We start from the raw sequence: 21,705 nt of genomic DNA, 5'->3' as shown, positions 1-21,705 counted from the left end.
GTCGGCACACTGCCCGGGGAAGCGAAGCGGACGGACATCTGTCGCCTGGCCGACCGTCTGCAGCGGATGCACCCTGATAGCAGCGTCCCAGGCAGGCCGCGAGAAGGGAGTCGACATGCCCCCGAGCACCGGATCCGCCGCCCGGCACAGAGCGGCCAAGAACAAGGCGATCAGTGACTCCCGCCGACGGGCACCCGTCGTCGTCGTCGGTGCCGGCCCGTACGGGCTCGCAACGGCCGCTTGGCTGAGTGCGGCAGGGGTACCGCGACGCGTTTTCGGTGAACCCATGGAGAGCTGGCATACGCATATGCCCCAGGGCATGTGTCTCAAGTCGGTGCCCGCGGCCTCTTCCATCTCCGCGCCAGAGTCCGGATACCGGCTCGAGGACTTCCGCGCCTGCCAGGGGCTCGTACCCGTGGGCGATCTGTACCCGATCCCTGTCGAGGAGTTCATCCACTACGGACGATGGTTCCAGGAGCGCCGCGTTCCCGAGGTGGAGCGGCAGAGGGTGCGCGCTGTTCAGGCCGTGGACGGCCTGTTCGGTGTCACCCTGGACTCCGGTGAGCAGTTCCTCGCCGAGCACGTGGTGATGGCCACCGGACAGGTTGCTTTCGCTCACGAGCCGCCCGAACTGCGCGGCGCCTTCCCGGCCGGTCTGGTCTCCCACACCAGTCGGTACCGTGATCTGACCGGGTTCGCGGGGCAGCGGGTTGCCGTCCTCGGTTCGGGGCAGTCTGCGTTGGAAAGCGCCGCCCTGCTGCACGAAGCGGGTGCCTTCCCCACCGTGGTCGCCCGCGCCGCGTCCGTCGGGTTCGGTGACCCCCCGAGTACCGACCGACCGGCCGACCGGTCCCGCCCCGTACGGATGGTGAAACCAGGCTCACCTCTGGGTCCCGGATGGTCCCTGTTGGCTTGCAGCTACGGCGGTGCCGCTTACCGGCATCTGCCGGAACGGGTACGCACCCGGCTGCTCCACAGCGTGCTCGGACCCTCCGGCGCCTGGTGGCTGCGGCAGCGCGTGGAGGGTCGCTTCCCGGTGTTGTGCGGCCGTACCGTGCGCTCTGCGCGACCGGAGGACGGGATCGTGCGCCTCGAGGTGGTGGACACCGACGGCCGGACGGAGGCGCTGCAGGCTGACCATCTGCTTCTCGCTACGGGTTACCGCGTGGACATCGACCGGCTCGGGCTGATGTCGTCCGAACTCCGCCGGGAGCTGCAGACCTTCGACGGCGCCCCACGCCTGTCGGCCGGGTTCGAGTCCTCCGTGCCCGGTCTGTTCTTCACGGGGCTTGCCGCCGCTCCGACCTTCGGCCCCGTTCTACGGTTCGTCGCCGGCACCGGACTCGCCGCGCGCAGAGTCGCCCGCGCTGTCGTCGCCGGGACCCGGGGCCCACGGTGACAGACTGCCCGCGGCTTCCCGGGAGGCCGACAGCGTTCCGCCTGAGCGGATGGAGACTGCTCGTGGACCAGATGGGCGTCCAGCAGTGCTGACGCACCGTCAGCGGCCGTCAGGCGGGAAGCGCCCGGTAGGGTCGTCCGGCCGACGCCCTCGCCCGGCGGTACGCCCGCCAACCCCGGGTGCGTATTCCCTCGGCGAACGGGGCGACGGGGGCGCCCTCGCCCCGGGTCCAAAGTCGGAAGCGTTCCCGGCCGGTGTCCGCCCGCACCATGAGCCGGGCGAACCACAGCGGGTCGTCCCGGGACGAGCTGAAGGCCGAAGCAGCTCGGATGGCGGCCGCCGAGGTCCAGCCGGACTCTCCCACCAGCGCGCGAACCCGGCTGCTCGAGTAGCCGTGCGGGTAGGCGAACGAATCGAGGGAATGACCGAGGGCGTCCTCGAGCTCCCGCTTGCATCCGCCGATTTCCTCCCTCAGTGCCTTGCGCGGCAGGGTGTCGAGTTGCGCATGAGTCCTGCTGTGTCCGCCGATCTCGAAGCCGGCCTCGTCCAGTTCCCCGACCTGAGCCCAGCTCAGCATGGCGACGGACGGGAAGGGTCCGCGGCATGACGGCGGTCCCTGGGTCGTCAGGGCGCCGGTGGTGACATACAGAGTGGCGGGAAGTCCCCGTGCGGAAAGCAGCGGAGCCACCGTGGAAGCGAAGTCCGCGTATCCGTCATCGAAGGTCAGCACGGCGGACCGGGGCGGCAGTTGGGGGCCACCGAGCAGCGCCGCCACCAACTGCCTCAGCGGGACCAGGCGCAGGCCGCTTTCGGCGATGACGTCGAGGTGCTCCACGAACGTGCGTGGACTCACCGTGAACGGCGCGAGCCACGACGGCGGGTCGTCGGACACCGCGTGATAGAGGAAGACGGGTATGGCGTTCATGGGCTGCCTCCCGCCAACGGCTCCGTCGATACCTGGGGCGTCCGTGAGAAGTCCTGTGGCCCCGGCGATCGGAGCCGTCCGACGAGGTAACCGGTGCCAGTGGCGCAGACCCCGGCGGACAGCGCCCCCAGAGTACGCACCGCGCCAGGGCGGCCCGTCCGACGCAGATTCCTGGCCAATGCCCGCGGAATGGTCGTCCGCAGATAGGCGCGCTCGCTGGCCAGGGCCGGGCCGCTGCCGTCGTACCGTGCCACCAGCGCCTTGGACAGCCCCTCGCCGTAGCAGCGGGACCGGAAGTACGACCAGCGGGTACGGGCTTCGGGGACCCGGTGGCGGACCGCTGCGGCCGGCTCGTACAACAGGACGGCGTCCGGGCGGCGGGCCGTAATGCGCAGACACAAGTCCGTCTCTTCGCACCCCGCGGTCGGCCGGTTGCTCACCCGCCCCAGAGTGTCAAGGAATCCCCCGACCGCAAGCAGCTCCGTTCTGCGGAACGACATGTTGGCTCCGATGAAGTTGCGTACCGGAGCGGTTCGTTCGGGCAGTCCCCGGTAGGAGCAGCCGACGACCCAGTCGAACTCTGGGGGGAACCACACCGGCCGCCGGGTGGACCAGCGCGGTCTGACCAGTCCGCCGACGCCCGCCACCCTGGGATCGTCGTAGTGTGCCATCAGACGGTCGGTCCAATCGGGTTCGGCCGCCGCGTCGTCGTCGAGGAAGGCGACCACGTCACCGTGCGAGACCGCCACACCCGTGTTGCGCGCCCCCGACAGGCCGCGGGGCCCACTGCTTGGCACCACCCGGACAGCAGGCAGCGCCTTCGATGCCCGCTCGTACAGGGCCTGGCAGTGGTCAACGACCAGCACGACCTCGTCCGCAGGTCTGTTCTGGGTCAGCACCGACGCGATCGCGGCCCGCAGGTCGTCCCACCGGTCGAGGGTGTAGGCGCAGACGACGACCGACAGGGCGGAGACGGGGTGAGTGGAGAGCATTGCGTCATTCATGGGGACCTCTTGGTTACGAGCAATCGCCGCCGGCGCACCAAGACGGGGACCGCGATCGGACAGTGGACGGCGAGCCAGGACACGTCGGCTCCGGCGACGCCCCTGTTCGGCAGCAGCATGTGCGTGGGTCTGAGAACCAGGACGGACAGCGTCGATTCGGCAGGCCATGACAGGCGCAGTAAGGCGTCCGGTCAGAATCGTTCGGGTTCGCCGGTGAGACGTCCGCGCAGATAGCCGCAGGGGCCATATGCCATCCCGCGCACTTCCAGGAGGGCAAGGCGCCAGGACCAGTCGGCCTCGGGGTCGGCTCGGCGCCCACGCGTTCGCGTCATGGCGTAGTGGATGCCGCCGGGGAGCCTGCGCAGCAAGGTGGGCAGCCTACGAGGATCGCTGGCCATCGCACCGGTGAGATAGGCGGCGAGCCCCGCCCCGTATCCGAAGACTTGTGCGGCTACGGCGTCCCGCGTCCGACGATGCCGGTGCCAGACGATGGCACCCGGTTGGTACGCCAACGTATGACCGGCAGTCAGGACCTCGAAGAAGGCGAGCAGGTCGTCACCGCCACGGGCAGGGGTTCCGGCGCCGGTGGCGGCGTCGAAACCGCCCAGCGAGCGGAGTACGTCGGCGCGGAAGGCCATGTTGGCTCCGGAGCCGAAACGCCCGGCCGTGAAGGGGAAGAGCGGGTCCGCCGGGGGATCGGACAGCGACCAGGTGCGAGGTGTGTACCCCTTGGCGAAGCCGCCCTGACGCTCCAGCACGGTCTGCGCCGGAGTCTCCAGCTCAGCGGGGACGATCAGTCCGGTGACACAGCCGACGTGTGAGTCCCGCACGAACATCTCGGCCAGGGCGGCCAGCCATCCCGAATCGACGAGTGTGTCATCATCCGTGAAGGCGACGACGGCTCCGCGGGCGTGCACCAGCGCCCGGTTGTGGGAGCGGGCCAGGCCGGCGACAGGTTCGCGGACATAGAGGACCTTCTCCGGGAACTCGCCGCGAACCAAGGCTTCGGCCGCACCGTCGGCCGGGGCGTTGTCGACCACGATGATCTCGAACTCGGGGTAGTCCTGGCTCAGCAGCGAATGCAGGCAGCAACGCAACTGCTCGGGCCGGTCACGGGTGGCCACGATCACGCTGATGGGGGGTGCCTGCTGGAGTGTGCGGCGCCGTACGGCCTGACAGGGGGGCCACCCGGCGGAGCAGCCGTCGAAAGTTCCGGCACGGTCTGCGACCCGATGCCTGGCGAGCTGATCTGCCAGTTCCACGTGGGCGGCGTGGGTGACCGCCCGCCACAGGCCGGCGGCCCCGGAGGCGTCCGCGGCACTGACCATGCCCAGCGGATGGCCATGGAGTCGCACGAGAGCGCGCACCCGCCCCCGCGGTTCGGGCAGCAGCGGGCCGGCCGGAAGCCGGAACTCGCCCGGGCGGGCCAGATCGACATCGACCACACGGACTCCGGCACGGATGGGGGTGGGACGCACCGCGACGGAGGTCATGACGCGGTCCGCACGCTCGCCGTGAGGGAATGCGCGCCCGGCCTTTCCGAGAGCAGAGTCCGCAGCACCCGGCGCCCGTCGGATATGGCATGCAGGTTGGAGCGGCCATTACGTCGGGGCAGTTCAAGGCTGGGGACCTCGGCGATGCGCAGCCCGGAACGCAGGGCGTGCACGATCATCTCGGCCTCGATCTCGAAGCCGGTGGCATGCAGGTCCAACTGATCCAGGAAGCTTCGCCGGAAGGCGCAGAAGCCGTAGCAGAGATCGGTCAACGACGCGTGGTAGAGCCGGTTGGCGGCGGCCAGAAGCACCTGATTCCCCATCCGCCTGATGGGAGTGATGTCCAGGGAGCCACCGCCCTCGACGAACCTCGAGCCTTTGACGAAGTCGTAGCCGTTCTGGAGGAAGTGCAGGTAATGGGGGATTTCGGCCGGCGACATGCTGCCGTCGGCGTCCATCATCACCACATTCTCACCGGCCGCTGCGAGAAAACCCGCACGCAGGGCGCTTCCCTTGCCCGGGCCCTCCTGCCGGACGAAGCGCACGGTCGGCAGGCAGTGCCGGGCCATGGGAACCGTCGCGTCGCTGGAGTCTCCGTCGACAAGGATCACCTCATCCACGCATGCCGGGATCTGCTCGAAGACCCACGGGATGTTCCGCGCCTCGTTGAGGGCCGGCACGACCAGGCTCACTGTGGCACTCGGCCCACTCTCGCCGTTGGTGATCGACTCGCTGTACATGGATCTCGTGCCTCCGAACGCCTACGACATATGTTTACGATGTATATCTACACTTTCGCCCGATTTGGGCATGGCGTCAAGAGAGACCGACGAAATTTCCTCGATCACTTCGCGGCAGTGGCTGAAGCGGGGCCCAGGAGTCGTGCAGGGCCGAGTTGCATGGGCGATCGTGGCCGTCGACGACAGTGGTGGGAGACAGTGCCGCCGCTGCCGGACACCCGGATGCAGCGCCAGTCGGTCACTCTTGCCAGACCCGCACCCAGTCGACCTTCATCTGTGCCGATTTCACAGAGGGCGGCGGGGACTGCGGAAGCCCGACGGCCAGATCGACCAAGACCTCCATGGGAACGTGCGGAATGCGCTCCGGGTCGGTCACCCGGGCCCGCGCGACACCGTCCACGTACCAGGTCAGCTCGTCGCGGGTCCACAGGAGCGCGAACACGTGGTACCTGGCATGGAAGTTCACCGGACCATAGGTCTCCCGCTCCTTCCGGGGGACACCGTCCCGCCCCCGCCAGTGCGTGAACATCGAGACCTGCCGGGTGCTTCCGAGGAACTCCATGATGTCCAGTTCAGGAGGCGTGTACCGGGACGCGGGCATCATCCAGAAGGCCGGGAACATGCCGGCCTGCGGAGGAATCCTGATGGCCGCCTCGAAGTACCCGTAGGTGAAGGTCCGCCGGGGGCGGGCATCCCAGTGGTCACGGCCGGTGGAGATCATGCCGGACGTCCACGGATAGGTCTTGCCGTCGCTGCCCCGGGTGACGCGGCGGACGGCAGTCAGGGATACTGCACCATCCCTCACGGAGACCTGGCCGGGGAGGTACCACTGCTCCTCGTGGTTGCTGCTGTTGGTGCACCCGTTCCGGTTCCAGTCGTAGCAGGTGGCCCAGCGGCGGGTATCGAGGGGCGATCCGTCGAACTCGTCGTGGAAGACCAGCTTCCAGTGGCCCGGAGCAGGCGGCTCCGGTACGGTCGCGCCCCCGCAAGACGCCGTCAGGAACAGCGCGCTCGCGGCGAGGGCCCGTCGGACCCGCCGGAGCGGCACGACTACCGCCGCCTGCGGGCCGCGATCACGACGGTGACCCCCACGGCCAGGCCGGTACCGGCGACGAACGGCAGGAGGCCCGGGACCCGCCCACCGGGTTGCGCCGGGCGGTCGGCGGCCGGACCGCCGCGCCGGGCGGGTCCGGTGTTCCGGGAAGCGCCAGGGTCCTTGGTGGTTTCTCGCTCCGGTGCAAGCGGCTGGGACGGGTCGGCCGGCGGCGCCACCGGATCGGGATCCGGGGCGGCCCGCAGGGCCCGGGGGCCGGCGCGGCCGGGCAGTGGCAGCAGTGCCAGGCTGGAGGTGACGACGGCGAGCGCCATCAACACGCGGAGGGTGGTGAACGCACCATTCAGGTAGAAAGGCACGACGGCCAGTACCGACAGCGCAAGACTGACCACCACAGCCAGGACGGCCGTCTCCAGGATGGCCGTCCAGCCGATCTCGCGCTCCTCCGCCGACCGGGCCCACCGAGCGGCCGCCAGGCCCGGGCAGACCAACAGAAACACCGCCGTGACCAGGGCACGCAGGGCGCTACCGGCCGAAAGTTCGGTTTCCGCCGCCACAGCCAGCCAGCCGGACACCGCGAGGCCGCAGCGGAGCGGGAGTCCCCAACGCGGCGCAAGTCCCGTGCGGAGCAGGGTCATCGCCCCCCTCCCTTGCTCGGGTTCTCGTAGCGGTAGACGACGGCGTCCTTGTTGCGGTAGACGGTCACGAAGCCGCGCGCCTTCGGAATCTCGGACTCCAGGCGCTGCACGAGGTCGGCGGGGAGGGTCCCGTTGAGGTAGCACTCGGCGGCCTGCGCCCTGCTCAGGACAATGTAGGCCGGCTTGGCCGCGGTGGCGTGCGCGAGGAATGGCTCCAGGCCGGCCAGCGGATCCCGCACCAGCCGCCGCCGGTCGCTGAGTTCCTGCTGGTCCAGTTGCAAGTGGGGATGCTTGTCGTAATACGCGTCCAGACCTGGAACGGCCGAGGTCAGGGAGACGATCAGGGATCCGGGACGAGTTGCTGTGACGAAGCGGCCGGCGGCGACCTCGTCCTTGGTGAAGTAGTTCGCCGCTTCCTTGCCGTAGTAGCCGAAGAGCAGCCCGCCGAGCAGCGCCAACAGCACGGGATAGACAGCGAGGGAGCGAAGCAGCGGTCGCCGGCCCCACTGGAAGAACAGCGTGGCGACCAGGAAGGCGGCTGCAGGCAGCGCGAACAGATAGGCGCGGAAGATCATCTCGCCGCCGTACGCATTCGCGACCAGCAGCGGCAGTGGAGCCAGTACGAGCAGGGGAAGACCGGTACGACGGGTCCATGAGCGAGTCAGGAAAGCGACGGCCGCCAGCAGGAAGACGGCGGCGGAAAGACCACGGTCGATCCAGGACACCTGAACCTGTCCCGGGGCCGCAGTACCCAACGCGGCCAGTCCGGAGACGACGTTGGCGTCGGGCTGGACCAGCGCGCCCAGGAACTGGTGCAGATTGGACGAGACATAGGGCTTTGCGACGGTAGCGTCCCAAGCCGCCGTCAGGAGCACCGCACCGGCCGCGACCGGCAGCATCACACGTCGGTTACGGCGCGGAAGCGACAGCGCCACCAGGGCGCTGATCATCATCAGCGGTGTCAGGGGATGCGAGCAGATCACCACCCCCTCGATCAGCAGTACGATCACCAGCCTGCCGAGCGGCCAGCCGGTGGGCGTGGAGCCCGGGGGACGGCGTGCCGAGGAGGGCAGCTGAGCCAGGACCAGGGCGATCAGCGTCACGAAGAGCAGAAACGCGAATGCCTGGGGAGCGAAGTAGTCCTGCCCCACCCAGGAGCACGAGTAGTAGACCCACGCGGCTCCCCAGATCAGCCGCCGGTCACGCGTCACCGCCCGGTAGATCAACAGCAGGGGGGCAAGCAGCAGCGCGTTGAAGACCGGCGGGGTCCAGACCGCAATGCTTTGCGACGACTCAAGGCCCGTCACCTGCAGGAAAAACGCGTTGAGGTGGAAGAAGCCGGGCCATTGGTTGTAGAGGTCGAGCTTGCCCGCATTCGGGACTCTTCCGTCGTTCCGGATCACCGCGTCGACAATCGCGACGTGCTTCCACGCCCAGCCGTAGCGCAGAGTCGGATAGAGCAGCGTGGGTGTGGCGTGAATGACCGCGACCAATCCCAGGACGTAGGCCGCGAACCAGCCGTTGGCGGTCCGTCGGTCGGACAGCGCCAGGCAGAAGCCGAGGGCCAGCAGGCCCAGAGCGACCCAGAACAGTACCGGGAGCACCTGCAGCAGGCCCAAATCCGCCATGCCGGTCAGGTCCACACCACGCAGGGACGCCAGCCACAGGGCGAGCGCGACGGGCAAGGCCACCCGTGCGCACCACTGGCGTTGCGCAGTGCCCGGCGGACCGGTCCGCCGGGCTGTGGCACTGACGAGCGCCCCCAAGCGACCGCTCGTCAGCGTCGGGTGCTCATCCATGAGGACGCCTCCCGCGGAGCGGGTGCAGCGACGATGCGCGGCGTCACGGGCACGTACGGCGGCACTCCCGTTCGTCGGTACAACGCAGACCCCGTTCGTCGGTACAACGCCAGCGATCTTCTCTCGCCATGTCGCAAAACGGTCGAAACATCACATTACTGTCGTTGGTTGTGATCGGCAGTTTGTGGCGGTCAGGCCGGATACCGCTCCGGTCGCAGGCCGGTCGCTTCCGACTTAGGCTGGGCAGAACGAACAGCCCGGAGGCACAACGATGCGTAGCTGCCTCATGGAGTCACCTCAAACGCAGACTGCCCGTACGGGCCAATCGTCGCCGCCGAGCCCGGACCCCATGCGCCCGGGAGCCACCTACGGGCGATCACGATGAGCTCGGGACTGGGGAAGCTCCTGCGGGGGACCGACGAGGGGGCCCTGCGATCCAGAGACCAGTTGCTGCGCAACGGCCACGTGCTGACGTTCAATTCGGTCCTGACCGCGGCCCTGGGGGCGGCATACTGGGCATTCGCCGCCCACAACTACGACGCCGACACGGTGGGCCGCAACTACTCGGCGGTGTCGGCGATGATGCTGCTCGCGGGTGTGGGCCAGCTCAATCTGACCAACGTGCTGCTCCGCTTCGTACCCACGGCGGCACAACGCACCCGCCGGTTGGTGACCAGGGCCTATTTGGCGGCCTGCGCATCGACCGTGTTCCTCGCGGGAGCGTTCCTGCTTCTGCAGCCCGTGCTCTCGCCGGGACTGGGCTTCCTGCACGACCCGCTCCTGGGGCCCTGCTTCGTCCTGGCGAGCGCGGCATACGCGGTCTTCGTCATCCAGGACGGGGTACTGACCGGGCTTCGGCGCACGGACTGGGTGGTACTGGAAAACGCCGTGTTCGCGGTGGCGAAGATCGTACTGGTGGGGGTGTTGGCCGTCACCCTGCCGGCAAGCGGAATTCTGCTGTCGTGGACGCTCGCGATTGCCGTCGCCGTCACTGTCACCAACGGCTTCCTGTATGCCAGGGCCTTCCCCCGGCACGCCGAGACCGCGCTGGACGAGCGCGCCGACGCCAGCAGGCCCACGGCCGGCTACATCATGGCGGACTACGTCGCCGCGCTGTTCTGGCTCGGCGCAACCGCCTTGCTCCCGATCCTCATCCTCAACCGCCTCGGACCCGACCAGGCAGGATTCTTCTCACTGGCCTGGCTCGCCGGGTTCTCGCTGTACCAACTGAACGCCAGCATGGGTGAATCGCTCATCGTGGAGGCGGCGAACGACCCGGCTCAATTGGTCAAGCAGTGCCGCAAGGTGCTACGGCACACCGGGATGCTCCTGGTGGCGGGCACGGTGGTGCTCTGCGCGGCGGCACCCCTGGTGCTGCGGGTGTTCGGTGCCGACTACGCACGGAATGGGGCCGGACTGCTCCGGCTGGTGGCTCTGTCGGCCGTCCCCAATCTGGTGGTGATCACCGCCGTCAGCGCCTGCCGTGCCCAGCGCCGACTGCGCATGCTGATGGGCATCCTGGCCGTGGTCTGCTCGCTGTCCACCGGCCTGTCCCTGGTGCTGCTGCCAGTGCTGGGCATCGCAGGGGTCGGCGCGGGCTGGCTCATCGCACAGACCACGGTGGCCTTGTGGCTGTGGTGGCAGAAGCGGCTGTGGCTGCCTGTCGGCCGGTCGGCACCGCGGACGGGATGAAGGAGACGAGTCACCACAGGAGACGGCTGATCGCTCCGGCGCATCCGGCCTCAAGAGCTCGCAACACGATCATGATCGGTACGAGTTCTCAGGGACCCTCAGTTCCCCGCTCGGAAATCCAGTGCTCCGCGGCTCCACGGATACCGTCCATCCGGCCCTGCAAGCGCGTCAGCGGTTCCCGTTCCAGCCGGTACTCCGTGAGGGGCCGCTCCTCGCCGCCGAGGCGCACCTTGAACTGCTCCAACGAAGCGATCCCTCCGGACTCCCCCATCTCGTAGTAGCGGCAACCCGCATCACAGGCCTCCTCGATGGAGCGGAGATGAAGAAGGTAATTCGCTCTCAGCCGACCGGCCGTCTCCTTGTCACTGTAGCCGCGCCAGTAGACGCCGACCTCACCGTGGAGCAGCGTGATCATCGCGGCCACGGGTCTGCCCTCAACAGTGGCGACCCGGATGCGGCAGGCACCCGGAAGGGCAGCGGCGACCGCGTGGAACTTGGCAAGCGGCTCCGAGCGCCGGCCTCGCCTTCGCATCACGACCGGGGGCACGTGCCGTTCCCGCGCCAGCCGGTCGAGCCACCGCAGGTAAAGGTCGTAGAAGTGCTCGACCAGTTGCGGCGAATTCCCGGTCTCAATGATCAGCCCGGCCTCCTCGGCCCTGCGTTCCGCGACGCGCATGTGCCTTCGCGTGTTTGCAGACCATCGCTTGGACCATATGGCGTCCATACCGCCGTCAAGGTCGAGAACATGCACGGTGCGCGGCACGGAGACGAATCCCGGCGCCGGGCCCGGCCACGCATATGCGGCGTCGAAGGAGGGACGGAGTCTGGTGCGCAGCGCCCGATCGGTGACGAGGTCGGCAAGAATGAGGTCGACCTCCTCGGGCCGCACCCCTCCGGGCGCCAGAATGCCTCCCGTGCCCCAGCCGGGGGGAAGCGACGCCCGCACGGCGAGCAGGTGCGGCCGCGCCGGCCGACACACCATTGGCAGGACGAGCTCCCGGCCGTCACCAGTCCGGTAGAGCCGACCGGCGTCCTTCCAGCCACCGACCGCGCAAAGGCAGTCCAACCATTCGGGCAGGTGGAACACCATGGCTCCGGGGTCGGCGGCGAGCACTCGCGCCCAGGTCTCTCGCGGAACCGGACTCGTGGCGCGTACCGGCCCGTTGCCGGTACGGATCTCCCATTCCCGCGATTCGCGCGGCCGTACCTGCCGGTGACTCATCTCCGCCTCCTCACGTTGTGGACTCGTCCGTCAGCGGAGACCCGCACGCGCCACAGCAAGCCTGGCCAGCCGGACAGGCATTCCCGCCCGGCCGGCCTCCGGCACTGCCAGCAGAGCCGTCAGTGCCGTGTCGGCGGGGGACAGCCCAGGCGCGCGGCAGCGAGGGCAGCCGCCCGGGCGGTGCCCCAGCAGTCGCTCCACCGCGTCGGCCAGCCCGGCCTGGCAGGGCCGGCGCAGGACCGTGAGCCCCGCCGCCCGTACCGCCGGGGCGGCGTTGCCTGGCGCAAAGCCGTTGCGCGCCCACCGCAGTAGCGGGATGTCGGTGGCGCTGTCGCCCACGGCCAGCACGGGGCGGGCACCAGCGGGGGCGCCGAGCAGGTTCAGCAGCGCCGCGAGGCCCGCTGCCTTGTCGACGCCCACGGGAACGAAGTCGGTCTGGGTCTCGCCCTGGACGACGGCGAAACCAGCGGCTTCGGGACGGCGGGTCACCTCGCGCACGGTCGCGTCGTCCAACGCTGAGCGGTGCGTGCCGGAGCCCCGGTGCGCCCGCACGCACCGCCGGTACTGCGGGTCAAGTGCCACGGACGGCAGCCCTGAGAGCAGACCGGCCAAAGCGGAGGGGTCGGGGCCGGTCACGAGTGAGGTCTCGCGGTCACGCGCGGAGTCGTACACAACGGCGCCGTATTCGGCGACGCCACCAGGCAGCCCGTACGCACGGCAGCGGTCGCGCACCTCCGGTACCGGACGTCCGGTGGCGAGCAGTACCTGGTGCCCATGGGCGAGCAGTCCCCGCAGGGCAAGCATCCCGGTCGGTGTGGATACTGGGGCGCCGGACACGTCCGTCTCCAGCACACCATCCACGTCCAAGGCGCACCACCCTCCCGGAAGGCGTGGGTGCACTTGCGCGAGATCGTCGCCTTGGAGATCGAGGTCCGCCAGATAGAGGCCGGCGAGATACTCCTGAACGGCCCGGGACCGCGTCCGTCGGGCGGTGGCCTCGTGCACAGTGGAACCGGGGGCCGAACCGGCAAGTCGCTCGGCGTTCCAGCCGTGCACAGCCTGGTACACACACCATCGGGCGGCCGGGATCCGGCTGCCCGTGAGCCGTTCGTAGTCGCCCAGCAACTGGTCTGCGTGCTCGGGCAGGGCTTGCGCCGCGCCTGCCAGATCGTAGGCCGCGTCATAGTCCGCCAGGTCCAGATGGCTGAAGAACCCTTCGTCAAAGTCAGCCTTGGCCCATCCCTCGGGACCAGGCCACCAGCGTCCGAAGGCCGTCTGCCCGTCCACCAGTGAGGCCGCCTCGGTGCGCAACAGGTCACGCAGCAGCGGATCGATCAGCAGTGGTCGCAGAGGGCCCGCCAGCCGTCCGCACCTGTCGGCGAACACCCGCGCGCCGACCTCCCAGACCGGCTGACGCCCCTTCAGCAGCGAGCTGCGATCCGATGCGAGCGGCAGCCGCTCACGACGGCGGGCGACGTATCGGGCGACATCCGCCACCAGGACGTGTTGCGTCGGGGCAAGGTCCAGCAGCCGGCCCGGCTCCCCCGGCAGGCGGTCCCGCAGAAGCACTCCGTCGTGGAACCCGTACACCCGGGGCACAAGACCGTCGAGCGCGTCGGCGACCTCGACGGCGTGGCGGCCGAAGTAGCCGGTCCCAGCGCCCTGCGCGACCATGTGCAGTTCCCTGTGTCCGGAGCCGGCGCGTACCACGGCGGTGAACGACACCGCGACATGGGACCAGCGGGAGGGAAGATCCGGCTCCCCCACGGCAATCGTCAGCACCTCCTGATCCGGCAGCAACTCGGCCAGACTGCGGCGCAGTTCCTTCTCCCGCATTCGGTCGCGGATGTGCCAGTCGGCCGGCGGCAGGACGACACTCGGACATCCGGCGATGGATCCGGGAAGCGGTCGGTCGTCGAAGGCGGCGAGGAGCATGACGATTCGTTCGGCTGGAAAGCCCGCGCGCCGCAGCCCCTTCACTGCCCCGGCCAGTGTCTCGCCGGTGGACGGCGGATCGTCGATCAACAAGGCCAGAGCGCCGTCACGCCGTGCGGACCGCAGCGCGGCGGTGTCGGCCCACGAGGCCGCTTCCGCGGGTCTGGTGATGCGGACCTCCACCCGCGCATACCCCTCGGCCCGGAGGGCGGCCGCAACGAGGGGGGCGAGATAGCCGCCCGAGGTGAGCAGGCCGAACACCACAACCCGACGATTCCGGTCCGGATACCGGTGGGCGAAGCGTGCGACGAGCTCGACGACGTCGCGGGGGTGCTGGTCAAAACTGCGAAAGCAGGACGGAGGCCGCAGCAGACTGTCCGCGAGCAGCACGGCTACTGGTTCCGGCACCTCGGCCCCTATGCGCGCCAGGAGGTGCGACGTCCGCCTGGTCGCCTCGTCCCGGCCCTCGGCACCATCGGGTGGAAGGGCCACGACGGCGTCTGCCAAGGCGTCGGTCACCTGCTGGGCGGCTGACAGCCAGACCCGCAGACGGCGGTGCGCCGACAACAGCGCTCCAACGGTCGCGGCACCGTTCAAGGCGAGTCGCAGCACGGTACCGGGCCCGGTGCCGTCGAGGTGTCGTGCCGCCCGGCTGATCAGCCAGGAGGTGCCTTTCAGCCGGTCATGGCTGACCTGGACGATGCCAGCCGCGAAAAGGTAGGCGTCGAGCGGGTCGCCGCGGTCCGCTGCGGCGAGCAGCCCGCGGTACAGCTCGGTCACGTCTGCGTGCAGGTCGGGAACCGCCTGCCGGATGCCATGCATGTCGCTCTGAGGAATCAAGACTCCTCCTACCGCTCGAACCGGCGCCCGTCACGAGGCACCAGGCCGGTGCCACCGCGGGACCGTGTCTGTGCTCTTGCCACGTCCCGCACCCTGCGAGAGCGGATTGTCAGGCGTCTTGGAAGCGGATCAAGTGTTTGGCGGCGGCTCGCAGGCCACGCTCTGCCACGGAGACCGGTAGCCGCTCACGGTAGTACCGGGGAGACGAGAAGCTGTCCGCTCCGAAGCGCGCCTTGAATGCGGCGAGGGAGGATCCGGGCCGGGACTCTCCCATATCGAACCGTCGACAGCCCGCGGCACATGCGTCCTCGATCGCCAGCCGGTAGAGCAGGGGATTGGCTTTGACTGGATGTGCCAGATCTCGGTTCATGGCCGCTCGCCACAGCTTGGCGTGGGAGCCATGGCGCAGCACCACGATCGCCGCGGCGGGCTCACCCGCACGCCAGGCCGTCCACACCGTGCACGAGGTGCCGAACGCGCCAACCACCGCTTCGAGCCAACTCTTCGGAAAAGCCCTCGTCCTGCGCCAACGGGCCAGCGCCAGCGGCTCGTGCTGCTGCCGGGCCCAGCGTACGATCGACTGCTCGTACAGGTCGTAGAAGACAGGGACGAAACGGCCAGTGCGGTCGACCTGCACCTCTGCATCCGAGCGTTCGGCCTGTCGGATCTCGTGGCGCAAGCGCTTATGGAAACGGCGCTCCCAGACGGTGCCGAATCCGCCGTCGAGATCCAACACCTGTGTCATATGAGGCTCCGTCCGGAAACCCGCCGACGCGGCACTCGCCCACACGTCGTCATCCCCCGGCCGGAACCGTATCCCGACCCGGAAGGCCGGTAGCTGGTCGAGGTCGTCCAGGATCGCCCGTGCCTGAACCGAACTGACGCCGCCGGGAGAAACCGGCCCGCCGACACCCCAGGCGGCGGGCCAGGACTCGACCGCGTCCAACCGCTGTTCCGGGCGCTGTCTACGGCGGACGAGCGGGAGCACGATCTGTCCGCCGTCCTCGAATTCGTAGAGCCGGCTGGCGTCCCGGTACGGGCCCGTGGCGCACAGGCATTCGAGCCAGGTGGGGGTCTGGGTGACGTGCGTGTCCGTGTCCCGGCCAGTCAGCTCCCACCAGATGTCACGTGGGGCGGGGGTGGTGACGTGCACCGGACCGGCCGCGGTGTCGATCAGAAGTCCAGCGGGTGCGTTCACAGTCTTCTCCTGCAGGGGAGTGGGTTCCGAAAGGACGCCGCTAGCGGAACGAAGACTCACGTACCTCCATGTATTGATCGTAAGTGGGCCGGGAAGACCGGGCATCCTGGACCGCAGGTCCCACGGTCATGGCGACTCCTGCGCACACACCTCGTTGAGCACGGACACGACGTTGTCGGCGACCCAACGGTGGCTGCGCCCGTAGCGGGCCGATTTCGCCACGTTCCCCGCGACGTGCCACAGCCAGGTCAGCAACGTGAACGCGGTCTCGCCCTCGGAGTCGGAAGCGAGCACCCCTGCCTCGGCGAGCAGTCGCCGGTCCTCGGGCAAGAGGGAAGCGCGCCGCACCACATCGGCGACGACATGTCCGAACTGGCGCCCTTCGAGCTGGTGCCGCATGGTCAGCACAAAGGTGTGGCAGTCGAGCATGGCCGGGCCGTCGGGGAGGGCGCCTGCCCAGTCGATCACCCCGCACAAGTCCCCGTGCCGCCGCGTCAGCAACACATTTCCGGGATGGAAGTCGCCGTGTGTCCACGCCACCAGCAGACTGCGGCCGGCCAGTGCGCGCACCAGGCGGTCGCGCAGCAACGTCATGGCTTCCGCGCCCTCGCCTCGGCGGCACCAGCGGACCTCTTCGGCGAGAACGCTCAATCGGGGGTCGACCCAGTCGCCCAGCCGGGCCGTCACCTCCTCCCTCCGGCCAGTGGCCCGGTGCAGCTCACGGATCGCGCCGAGCGCGGACTCCGTGACCGGGCGGGCCAGCTGAGGGGAACGCTGCAGCAACACGTCGCCCTCGATGCCGGGCAGGCAGCTTTCCACCACCAGCGGCAGCGGTCCTTCCAGTCGGCACTGCTCCACCACGGGCAGCAGCAGCCGCCACGCGCCGAGGCTTTCGTCGTGAGCCAGCCGCCGTACGGCGTTGCATTCCTCGGCCAGCGATGCGGTCGCACGGGCGCTGCGGGGGTGCTTGACCAGGACGGGTGGCGTGGCGTCGCCGTCGAGGCGGAACACCAGGAGATCGGAGAGTGTCCGTCGAGGCCCACGCGGGTGACCGTAGGGGGCGCCGCCCGCACGGAGGGAACCTGCCAACCGGCGGGCGATCACGAGGTCGACCGGACGGGTCAGCAGACCTGCGGGATGTATCGGCAAGAACCCGCGCAGCTCCGCTGCAAGGTCCATCCGGCCCTCCTCTCAGCCCGAGATTCCCGAAATGTATGGATATTTCTCATCATCGCGGTGACTCTGACGCCGGGCCACTCGGCCTGTCGGCGAATCGCCGTGCTCGGCTCACGACCCCCCGAGTCGCCCGCGTGCTTTCACGTGCCGGCTCGTGTGCGTTTACGCCGGATATGGATGCGATACCGCCTGGTCACGGCATGCCGAGGCAGGCGAATGGCACGTGACTCAGGTGCGGACCAAGCCCGGCGGGCCAGTGACCGCGGCCGGAACGGCCGGCTGAGCCGGGAGCGCGTGCAACCTCTTCTTCGAGTGGTCCGTGGACACCGCCGGCCCGAACCGCTTCGTCCTCCTGGAGGCCTTCGCCTCCCGCGAAGCCGGTGTCGAACACGTCGACGCCGATACTTCAAGGCGGCCATGGCATGGATGCCGGACGTCGTCGCCGAGACACCCGAGATCATCAGCGTCGAGACCGAGGGGCAGGGAAAGTCGGGCGGATCCACAGGCTCCCCGGCCGATTCACCGTCGGATCCCCCTCGGATACGGCTACGGCCTGTCCGCCCAGACGCCCCTGGAGATTTTCGGACGCTGAACACAGCGTCGGGTTCGACGGTGGCGAACCGTCGAACCCAACGCCACATGTGGAGACCACGAGGTCAGGGTTGCTCAGTGAATCACCGGCACTCCCGGACAACTCGTCAGGTCGGTATTGCGCGATGAACCGTCGGTCAGGCGACGCTCACGCAAGCGTTGGCCTGGAGTGCCGCGGTGGTGGCGAGCACCGCCTTCAAGGCCAGGCTGATCTGGACCTGGTTGGGCGGGATGGTCGCCAACGCGGCGGACAGGGCCGCGATGTCCTGCTTCAGCTGGAGAGCGAGAGCCGCACAGATCGGCGAGGGCGTGGGCACCGTCGGGAGACACAGTTGGGCCCGAAGCTGTACGACTGTGGCCTGGGCCGCGGTGACTGCCGCCTGGGCCGCGACGACGTCGGGCGGCGTGGCGGCCAGAGCCGTCTGGGCGGCCTGCAGCTGCGTGGACAGCTGAGCGCTCAGAGCGGCGCAAGTCTCCGACGTGGACCCCACGGTCTTCGAATCCTGAACGACAGGGACAGGATTGGTGATCTGCGGGGTCGTGGCTGCTGTGGCTGCCGGAGCGACAGCCATGGCCAGGGAGGTCAGGACCGCGGCCGACGCGACAACGGGCCCGAAGCGCTTGAGAGATGGCATTCCGAATTCCGCGCCTTTCTTTGTGTGTGAGTGAGAAAGCTGGTGGGGAAGTCCCCGTATCCAGAAGGCCCTGCAACGTGACCGACGGCAATCCAGTCATCCTGTCCGCTCGGGGCCACAGGCGGCCCCAGGCGCCCGTAGTCGGCAGAAATCCCCAGTTCAGAAACGTGCGGAGCAGGCAATTCGAACCGCGGTGCCCATTGCTGTGAATGAGTGGCCCGAGAGGCGACGAACACGGTCGGTCACACCCGCACCTCGCGCCCGCGCGTGGCTCTCCGCCCTCCGCCCTCCGCCCTCCGCCCTCCGCCCTCCGCCCTCCGCCCTCCGCCCTCCGCCCAGAAAACGATCAAAAGCCCTGCCTCACCAAAGGGAGACAGGGCTCTGACGCATGAACAGCAAAAAGTCAGGGGGTTCGCGCAGGGCTGGGCGTCGGGTGGCTGCACGGGCAGCCGGGTGTCCGGGCCCTCGGTGGTCGGGCTTCACCCTCGATGGGTTGAGACGACGGTGCGGCCGATCCGGCCGAGGGCGGTGATTGCGCGGCGGGCGGCGAGCGCGGTCACCCGCCGAAAGACCGCAGCGGCATGCTCCGCCACGGGCTCCGACCTGCTGCGTTGCAAGTCGGGACGACAGGATTTGAACCTGCGACCCCTTGACCCCCAGTCAAGTGCGCTACCAAGCTGCGCCACGTCCCGGTGCGCTTCGCACGGCGTGCCGTGTGATCGCGCGAACAGAACCTTACCCCACACCGGGCACTGCGCCGAAGGGGGCCCGGGCGCGGGACAATCGCCGTATGGACCGTTTGGGCAGCACAGGAGGTACGCGCGGCGACCGGCCCACCGGTGCCCGGGACAGGGACGGCGAAGGGCGGGCGCGCAACGCCCGGCCGCGGGACGGGCTCGGCAGGCCCCTGCCGTACGGCACGGCCGGGGTGGAGCGGCAGCCCGAGGGGGTCGTCCGCACACCGGAGGAGACCGTCGCCGAGGCACAGGCCCTGCTGGACGACGGGAAGCCGTTCCACGCGCACGAGGTCTTCGAGGACGCGTGGAAGTCGGGCCCCGAGTCGGAGCGCGCCCTGTGGCGCGGGCTCGCCCAGCTCGCGGTGGGTCTGACGCACGCGGCCCGGGGGAACCTCACGGGCGGGGCGCGGCTGCTGCGGCGCGGCGCGGGGGCCGTGGAGGAGTGGGCGGCCCAGGCGGCCGGCGCGGGCGCGGGAGAGGGGCGGCCGTACGGGATGGATCTCGCGGGGCTGGCCGGCTGGGCTCGCGAACTGGCGGACACGGTGGAGCGGACCGGCGCGGCGGTGGACGCAGGCGACCGGGCGCCGCGGCTGCGCTGACACCCGGCACGGTCACTGTCAGTGGCGTACGGCAGACTCGTGGCGTGCGAGAGATTCATGTCATCGGTATCGGCGCGGGCGACCCCGACCAGCTGACCCTTCAGGCGGTCAGAGCGCTGCGGAACACGGACGTGTTCTTCGTCCTGGACAAGGGCGAGGTGAAGAGCGACCTGACGCGGTTGCGCCACGACATGCTGGACGCGCACATACCGCAGGGCCGGTACCGGGTGGTCGAGGCCCGGGATCCGGAGCGGGACCGCCGGGCCGGCGGCGCGGCCTACTCCCCGGCCGTCGGCGACTGGCGCAGCGCCCGCGCCGACATCTACGAGCGGCTGATCGCCGAGGAGCTCGGCGAGGACGAGAGCGGCGCGTTCCTGGTGTGGGGCGATCCGGCGCTGTACGACAGCACGCTGGGCATCCTTCAGGAGGTGCTGGCCCGGGGCACGGTGGCCTTCACGTACGACGTCGTCCCGGGGATCAGCAGTGTCTCGGCGCTCGTCGCCCGGCATCGGACCGGGCTGAACCGGGTGGCCCGGCCCGTGCAGATCACCACCGGCCGCCGGCTCGCCGAGGGCTTCCCGGAGGGGGTGGACGACGTGGTGGTGATGCTGGACGCCCATCAGACCTTCCGGCAGTACGCCGAGGAGGACGTCGACATCTATTGGGGCGCGTACATAGGCACCCCGGACGAGATCCTCGTCTCCGGTCCGATCGCCGAGGCCGGCCCCCGCATCGAGCGGCTGCGTGCCGAGGCCCGCGAGCGCAAGGGCTGGATCATGGACACGTACCTGCTGCGCCGCAACCCGGATCGGGAGTAGCCCCCGAGCGGCCCGTCACCTGTGCGCGGATGGCGTGACGGCGGTCGCCCGCCTCCCCGCCTGGATCAGGAGCGCCAAGCACCGCACCGAGGTGCTCCGCGCCGTCGACCGCATCCGCGCCGCCGTCACGGCGCCCTGAGCCCCAGGCGGTCCAGGACGGCCGCCACGTCCGGCACGGCCGTCACGCCCGTCGGCAGCGGTGGGCGCCGTACGACCACCACCGGCAGCCCGAGTTCCCGCGCGGCCGTCAGCTTCGCGACCGTCGCCGTTCCCCCGCTGTCCTTCGTCACCACCACGTCGATCCGGTGCTCCCGCAGCAGCGTCAGCTCGTCGGCGACGGTGAACGGCCCCCGCGCCAGGACCAGCTCCACGTCGGACGGCATCGGAGGTGCGGGTGGTTCCACGGACCGTACGACGAAGTGCGGCCCGTCGAGGTGGGCGAAGGCCGCGAGGCCGAGCCGGCCGGTCGTCAGCAGGACCCGTCGGCCCAGGCCGGGCAGCAGCTCGGCCGCCGCCTCCAGCGACGCCACCTCGTGCCAGCGGTCCCCGGCCCCTGCCCGCCAGCCCGGGCGGCGCAGTACCACCAGCGGCAGACCGGTCGCCGCCGTGGCGCTCGCCGCGTTCGCCGTGATGCCGGTGGCGAACGGATGCGTGGCGTCCACGACGGCGTCCGCCCGCTGCTCGCGCAGCCAGTCGGCGAGCCCCTCCGCCCCGCCGAACCCGCCGATGCGTACGTCCCCGTCGAGCGACCCCGGCCGGGACACCCGGCCCGCCAGCGACGAGGTCACCCGGATTCCGGGGCGGGCGGCCAGGGCGGCGGCCAGTTCACGCGCCTCGGTGGTGCCGCCCAGCACCAGGACGTGCCGGGTCACGCCGACTCCCGCACGACGACCCGGCCCGACGTCGCCGTCGGACCGCCGGCGTCGAGGCCGAGGACCGTACGGGCTGCGCGCCGGCCACAGGCCTCGGCGTCGATATGCGGCACCAGACATCTCTCCCTGCCCCGATCGACTCGTCACCGGCGGTCAGTCTAGGCAGCCGTCGCGGGACCTCCGCGCTCACGCTTCATCCGTGAGCGAAGCGCGTACGACAGCACCACCCGGCCTCCTCGACGGCTTCTGCCTGGAGATGACCGGCAAGGACGTGCCCGGCCTGGAGGAGGCCCGGGACACCATCCCGCCCGGCACTGAGACACCGCCTCCCAGGCACC

17 protein-coding genes and 1 tRNA gene are annotated in these 21,705 nt (G+C 69.8%); 4 read left to right on the top strand and 14 right to left on the bottom strand.

The window, feature by feature from the left end; translation table 11 throughout:
- Positions 1-169 precede the first annotated feature (169 nt).
- Positions 170-1,399 (top strand): NAD(P)-binding domain-containing protein, encoded by a 1,230-nt coding sequence (locus OG289_RS42870; protein WP_327320975.1) that lies wholly within the window; start codon positions 170-172, stop codon positions 1,397-1,399.
- A gap of 109 nt (positions 1,400-1,508) precedes the next feature.
- Here the strand turns inward: OG289_RS42870 and OG289_RS42865 are convergent, their stop codons facing one another.
- The 7 genes from OG289_RS42865 to OG289_RS42835 form a co-directional block, all read right to left on the bottom strand.
- Entirely contained in the window at positions 1,509-2,324 is an 816-nt protein-coding gene (locus OG289_RS42865; protein WP_327319403.1) for a polysaccharide deacetylase family protein, read from the bottom strand.
- Positions 2,321-3,328 (bottom strand): glycosyltransferase, encoded by a 1,008-nt coding sequence (locus tag OG289_RS42860; RefSeq protein WP_327319402.1) that lies wholly within the window; start codon positions 3,326-3,328, stop codon positions 2,321-2,323. Before OG289_RS42860 ends, OG289_RS42865 begins: the two co-directional genes overlap by 4 nt.
- A gap of 191 nt (positions 3,329-3,519) precedes the next feature.
- Positions 3,520-4,821: a glycosyltransferase family 2 protein gene (locus OG289_RS42855; RefSeq protein WP_327319401.1), complete on the bottom strand. Its 1,302-nt coding sequence runs from the start codon at positions 4,819-4,821 to the stop codon at positions 3,520-3,522.
- Positions 4,818-5,561: a glycosyltransferase family 2 protein gene (locus OG289_RS42850; RefSeq protein WP_327319400.1), complete on the bottom strand. Its 744-nt coding sequence runs from the start codon at positions 5,559-5,561 to the stop codon at positions 4,818-4,820. The genes OG289_RS42855 and OG289_RS42850 overlap by 4 nt, the downstream gene beginning before the upstream one ends.
- A gap of 238 nt (positions 5,562-5,799) precedes the next feature.
- A complete protein-coding gene (locus OG289_RS42845; RefSeq protein WP_327319399.1) occupies positions 5,800-6,609 on the bottom strand; it encodes a glycoside hydrolase family 16 protein in 810 nt (269 codons plus the stop codon).
- Positions 6,610-6,611: 2 nt separating this feature from the next.
- Complete coding sequence (locus tag OG289_RS42840) at positions 6,612-7,253, bottom strand: hypothetical protein (RefSeq protein WP_327319398.1); 642 nt, start codon at positions 7,251-7,253, stop codon at positions 6,612-6,614.
- Positions 7,250-9,052, bottom strand: coding sequence for a glycosyltransferase (locus tag OG289_RS42835; RefSeq protein WP_327319397.1), 1,803 nt, complete (start codon positions 9,050-9,052; stop codon positions 7,250-7,252). Before OG289_RS42835 ends, OG289_RS42840 begins: the two co-directional genes overlap by 4 nt.
- A 381-nt stretch (positions 9,053-9,433) precedes the next feature.
- Here OG289_RS42835 and OG289_RS42830 point away from each other — a divergent pair, with 381 nt between their 5' ends.
- On the top strand, positions 9,434-10,744 hold the full coding sequence (locus OG289_RS42830) for a lipopolysaccharide biosynthesis protein (RefSeq protein ID WP_327319396.1): 1,311 nt from the start codon (positions 9,434-9,436) through the stop codon (positions 10,742-10,744).
- Between the two features lie 88 nt (positions 10,745-10,832).
- Here the strand turns inward: OG289_RS42830 and OG289_RS42825 are convergent, their stop codons facing one another.
- The 6 genes from OG289_RS42825 to OG289_RS42800 form a co-directional block, all read right to left on the bottom strand.
- Positions 10,833-11,966 (bottom strand): GNAT family N-acetyltransferase, encoded by a 1,134-nt coding sequence (locus OG289_RS42825; protein WP_327319395.1) that lies wholly within the window; start codon positions 11,964-11,966, stop codon positions 10,833-10,835.
- A gap of 30 nt (positions 11,967-11,996) precedes the next feature.
- Positions 11,997-14,741: an HAD hydrolase family protein gene (locus tag OG289_RS42820; RefSeq protein ID WP_327319394.1), complete on the bottom strand. Its 2,745-nt coding sequence runs from the start codon at positions 14,739-14,741 to the stop codon at positions 11,997-11,999.
- Between the two features lie 109 nt (positions 14,742-14,850).
- Positions 14,851-15,999, bottom strand: coding sequence for a GNAT family N-acetyltransferase (locus tag OG289_RS42815; RefSeq protein ID WP_327319393.1), 1,149 nt, complete (start codon positions 15,997-15,999; stop codon positions 14,851-14,853).
- 66 nt (positions 16,000-16,065) lie between these two features.
- Positions 16,066-17,118, bottom strand: coding sequence for a phosphotransferase family protein (locus OG289_RS42810; protein WP_327319392.1), 1,053 nt, complete (start codon positions 17,116-17,118; stop codon positions 16,066-16,068).
- A gap of 725 nt (positions 17,119-17,843) precedes the next feature.
- Positions 17,844-18,197 carry a hypothetical protein gene (locus OG289_RS42805; protein WP_327319391.1) on the bottom strand — a complete coding sequence of 118 codons (354 nt, stop codon included), beginning with the start codon at positions 18,195-18,197 and terminating at the stop codon, positions 17,844-17,846.
- 762 nt (positions 18,198-18,959) lie between these two features.
- Positions 18,960-19,033 (bottom strand) — tRNA-Pro (locus tag OG289_RS42800).
- Positions 19,034-19,131: 98 nt separating this feature from the next.
- On the opposite strand from OG289_RS42800, the gene OG289_RS42795 reads away from it, so the two are divergent.
- Together OG289_RS42795 and cobF are read left to right on the top strand one after the other, a co-directional pair.
- The gene (locus OG289_RS42795; protein ID WP_327319390.1) at positions 19,132-19,677 is read left to right on the top strand and encodes a DUF309 domain-containing protein; all 546 of its coding nucleotides are present in this window, start codon (positions 19,132-19,134) and stop codon (positions 19,675-19,677) included.
- Between the two features lie 44 nt (positions 19,678-19,721).
- Positions 19,722-20,495 carry a precorrin-6A synthase (deacetylating) gene (gene cobF, locus OG289_RS42790; RefSeq protein ID WP_327319389.1) on the top strand — a complete coding sequence of 258 codons (774 nt, stop codon included), beginning with the start codon at positions 19,722-19,724 and terminating at the stop codon, positions 20,493-20,495.
- Positions 20,496-20,620: 125 nt separating this feature from the next.
- Here the strand turns inward: cobF and OG289_RS42785 are convergent, their stop codons facing one another.
- Positions 20,621-21,367 (bottom strand): cobalt-precorrin-6A reductase, encoded by a 747-nt coding sequence (locus OG289_RS42785; protein WP_327319388.1) that lies wholly within the window; start codon positions 21,365-21,367, stop codon positions 20,621-20,623.
- Positions 21,368-21,705: the final 338 nt, after the last annotated feature.

Source organism: Streptomyces sp. NBC_01235 (assembly GCF_035989285.1).
In the GTDB taxonomy this organism is placed as follows: Bacteria; Actinomycetota; Actinomycetes; order Streptomycetales; family Streptomycetaceae; genus Streptomyces.
This window is presented reverse-complemented; position numbering and strand designations above follow the sequence as displayed.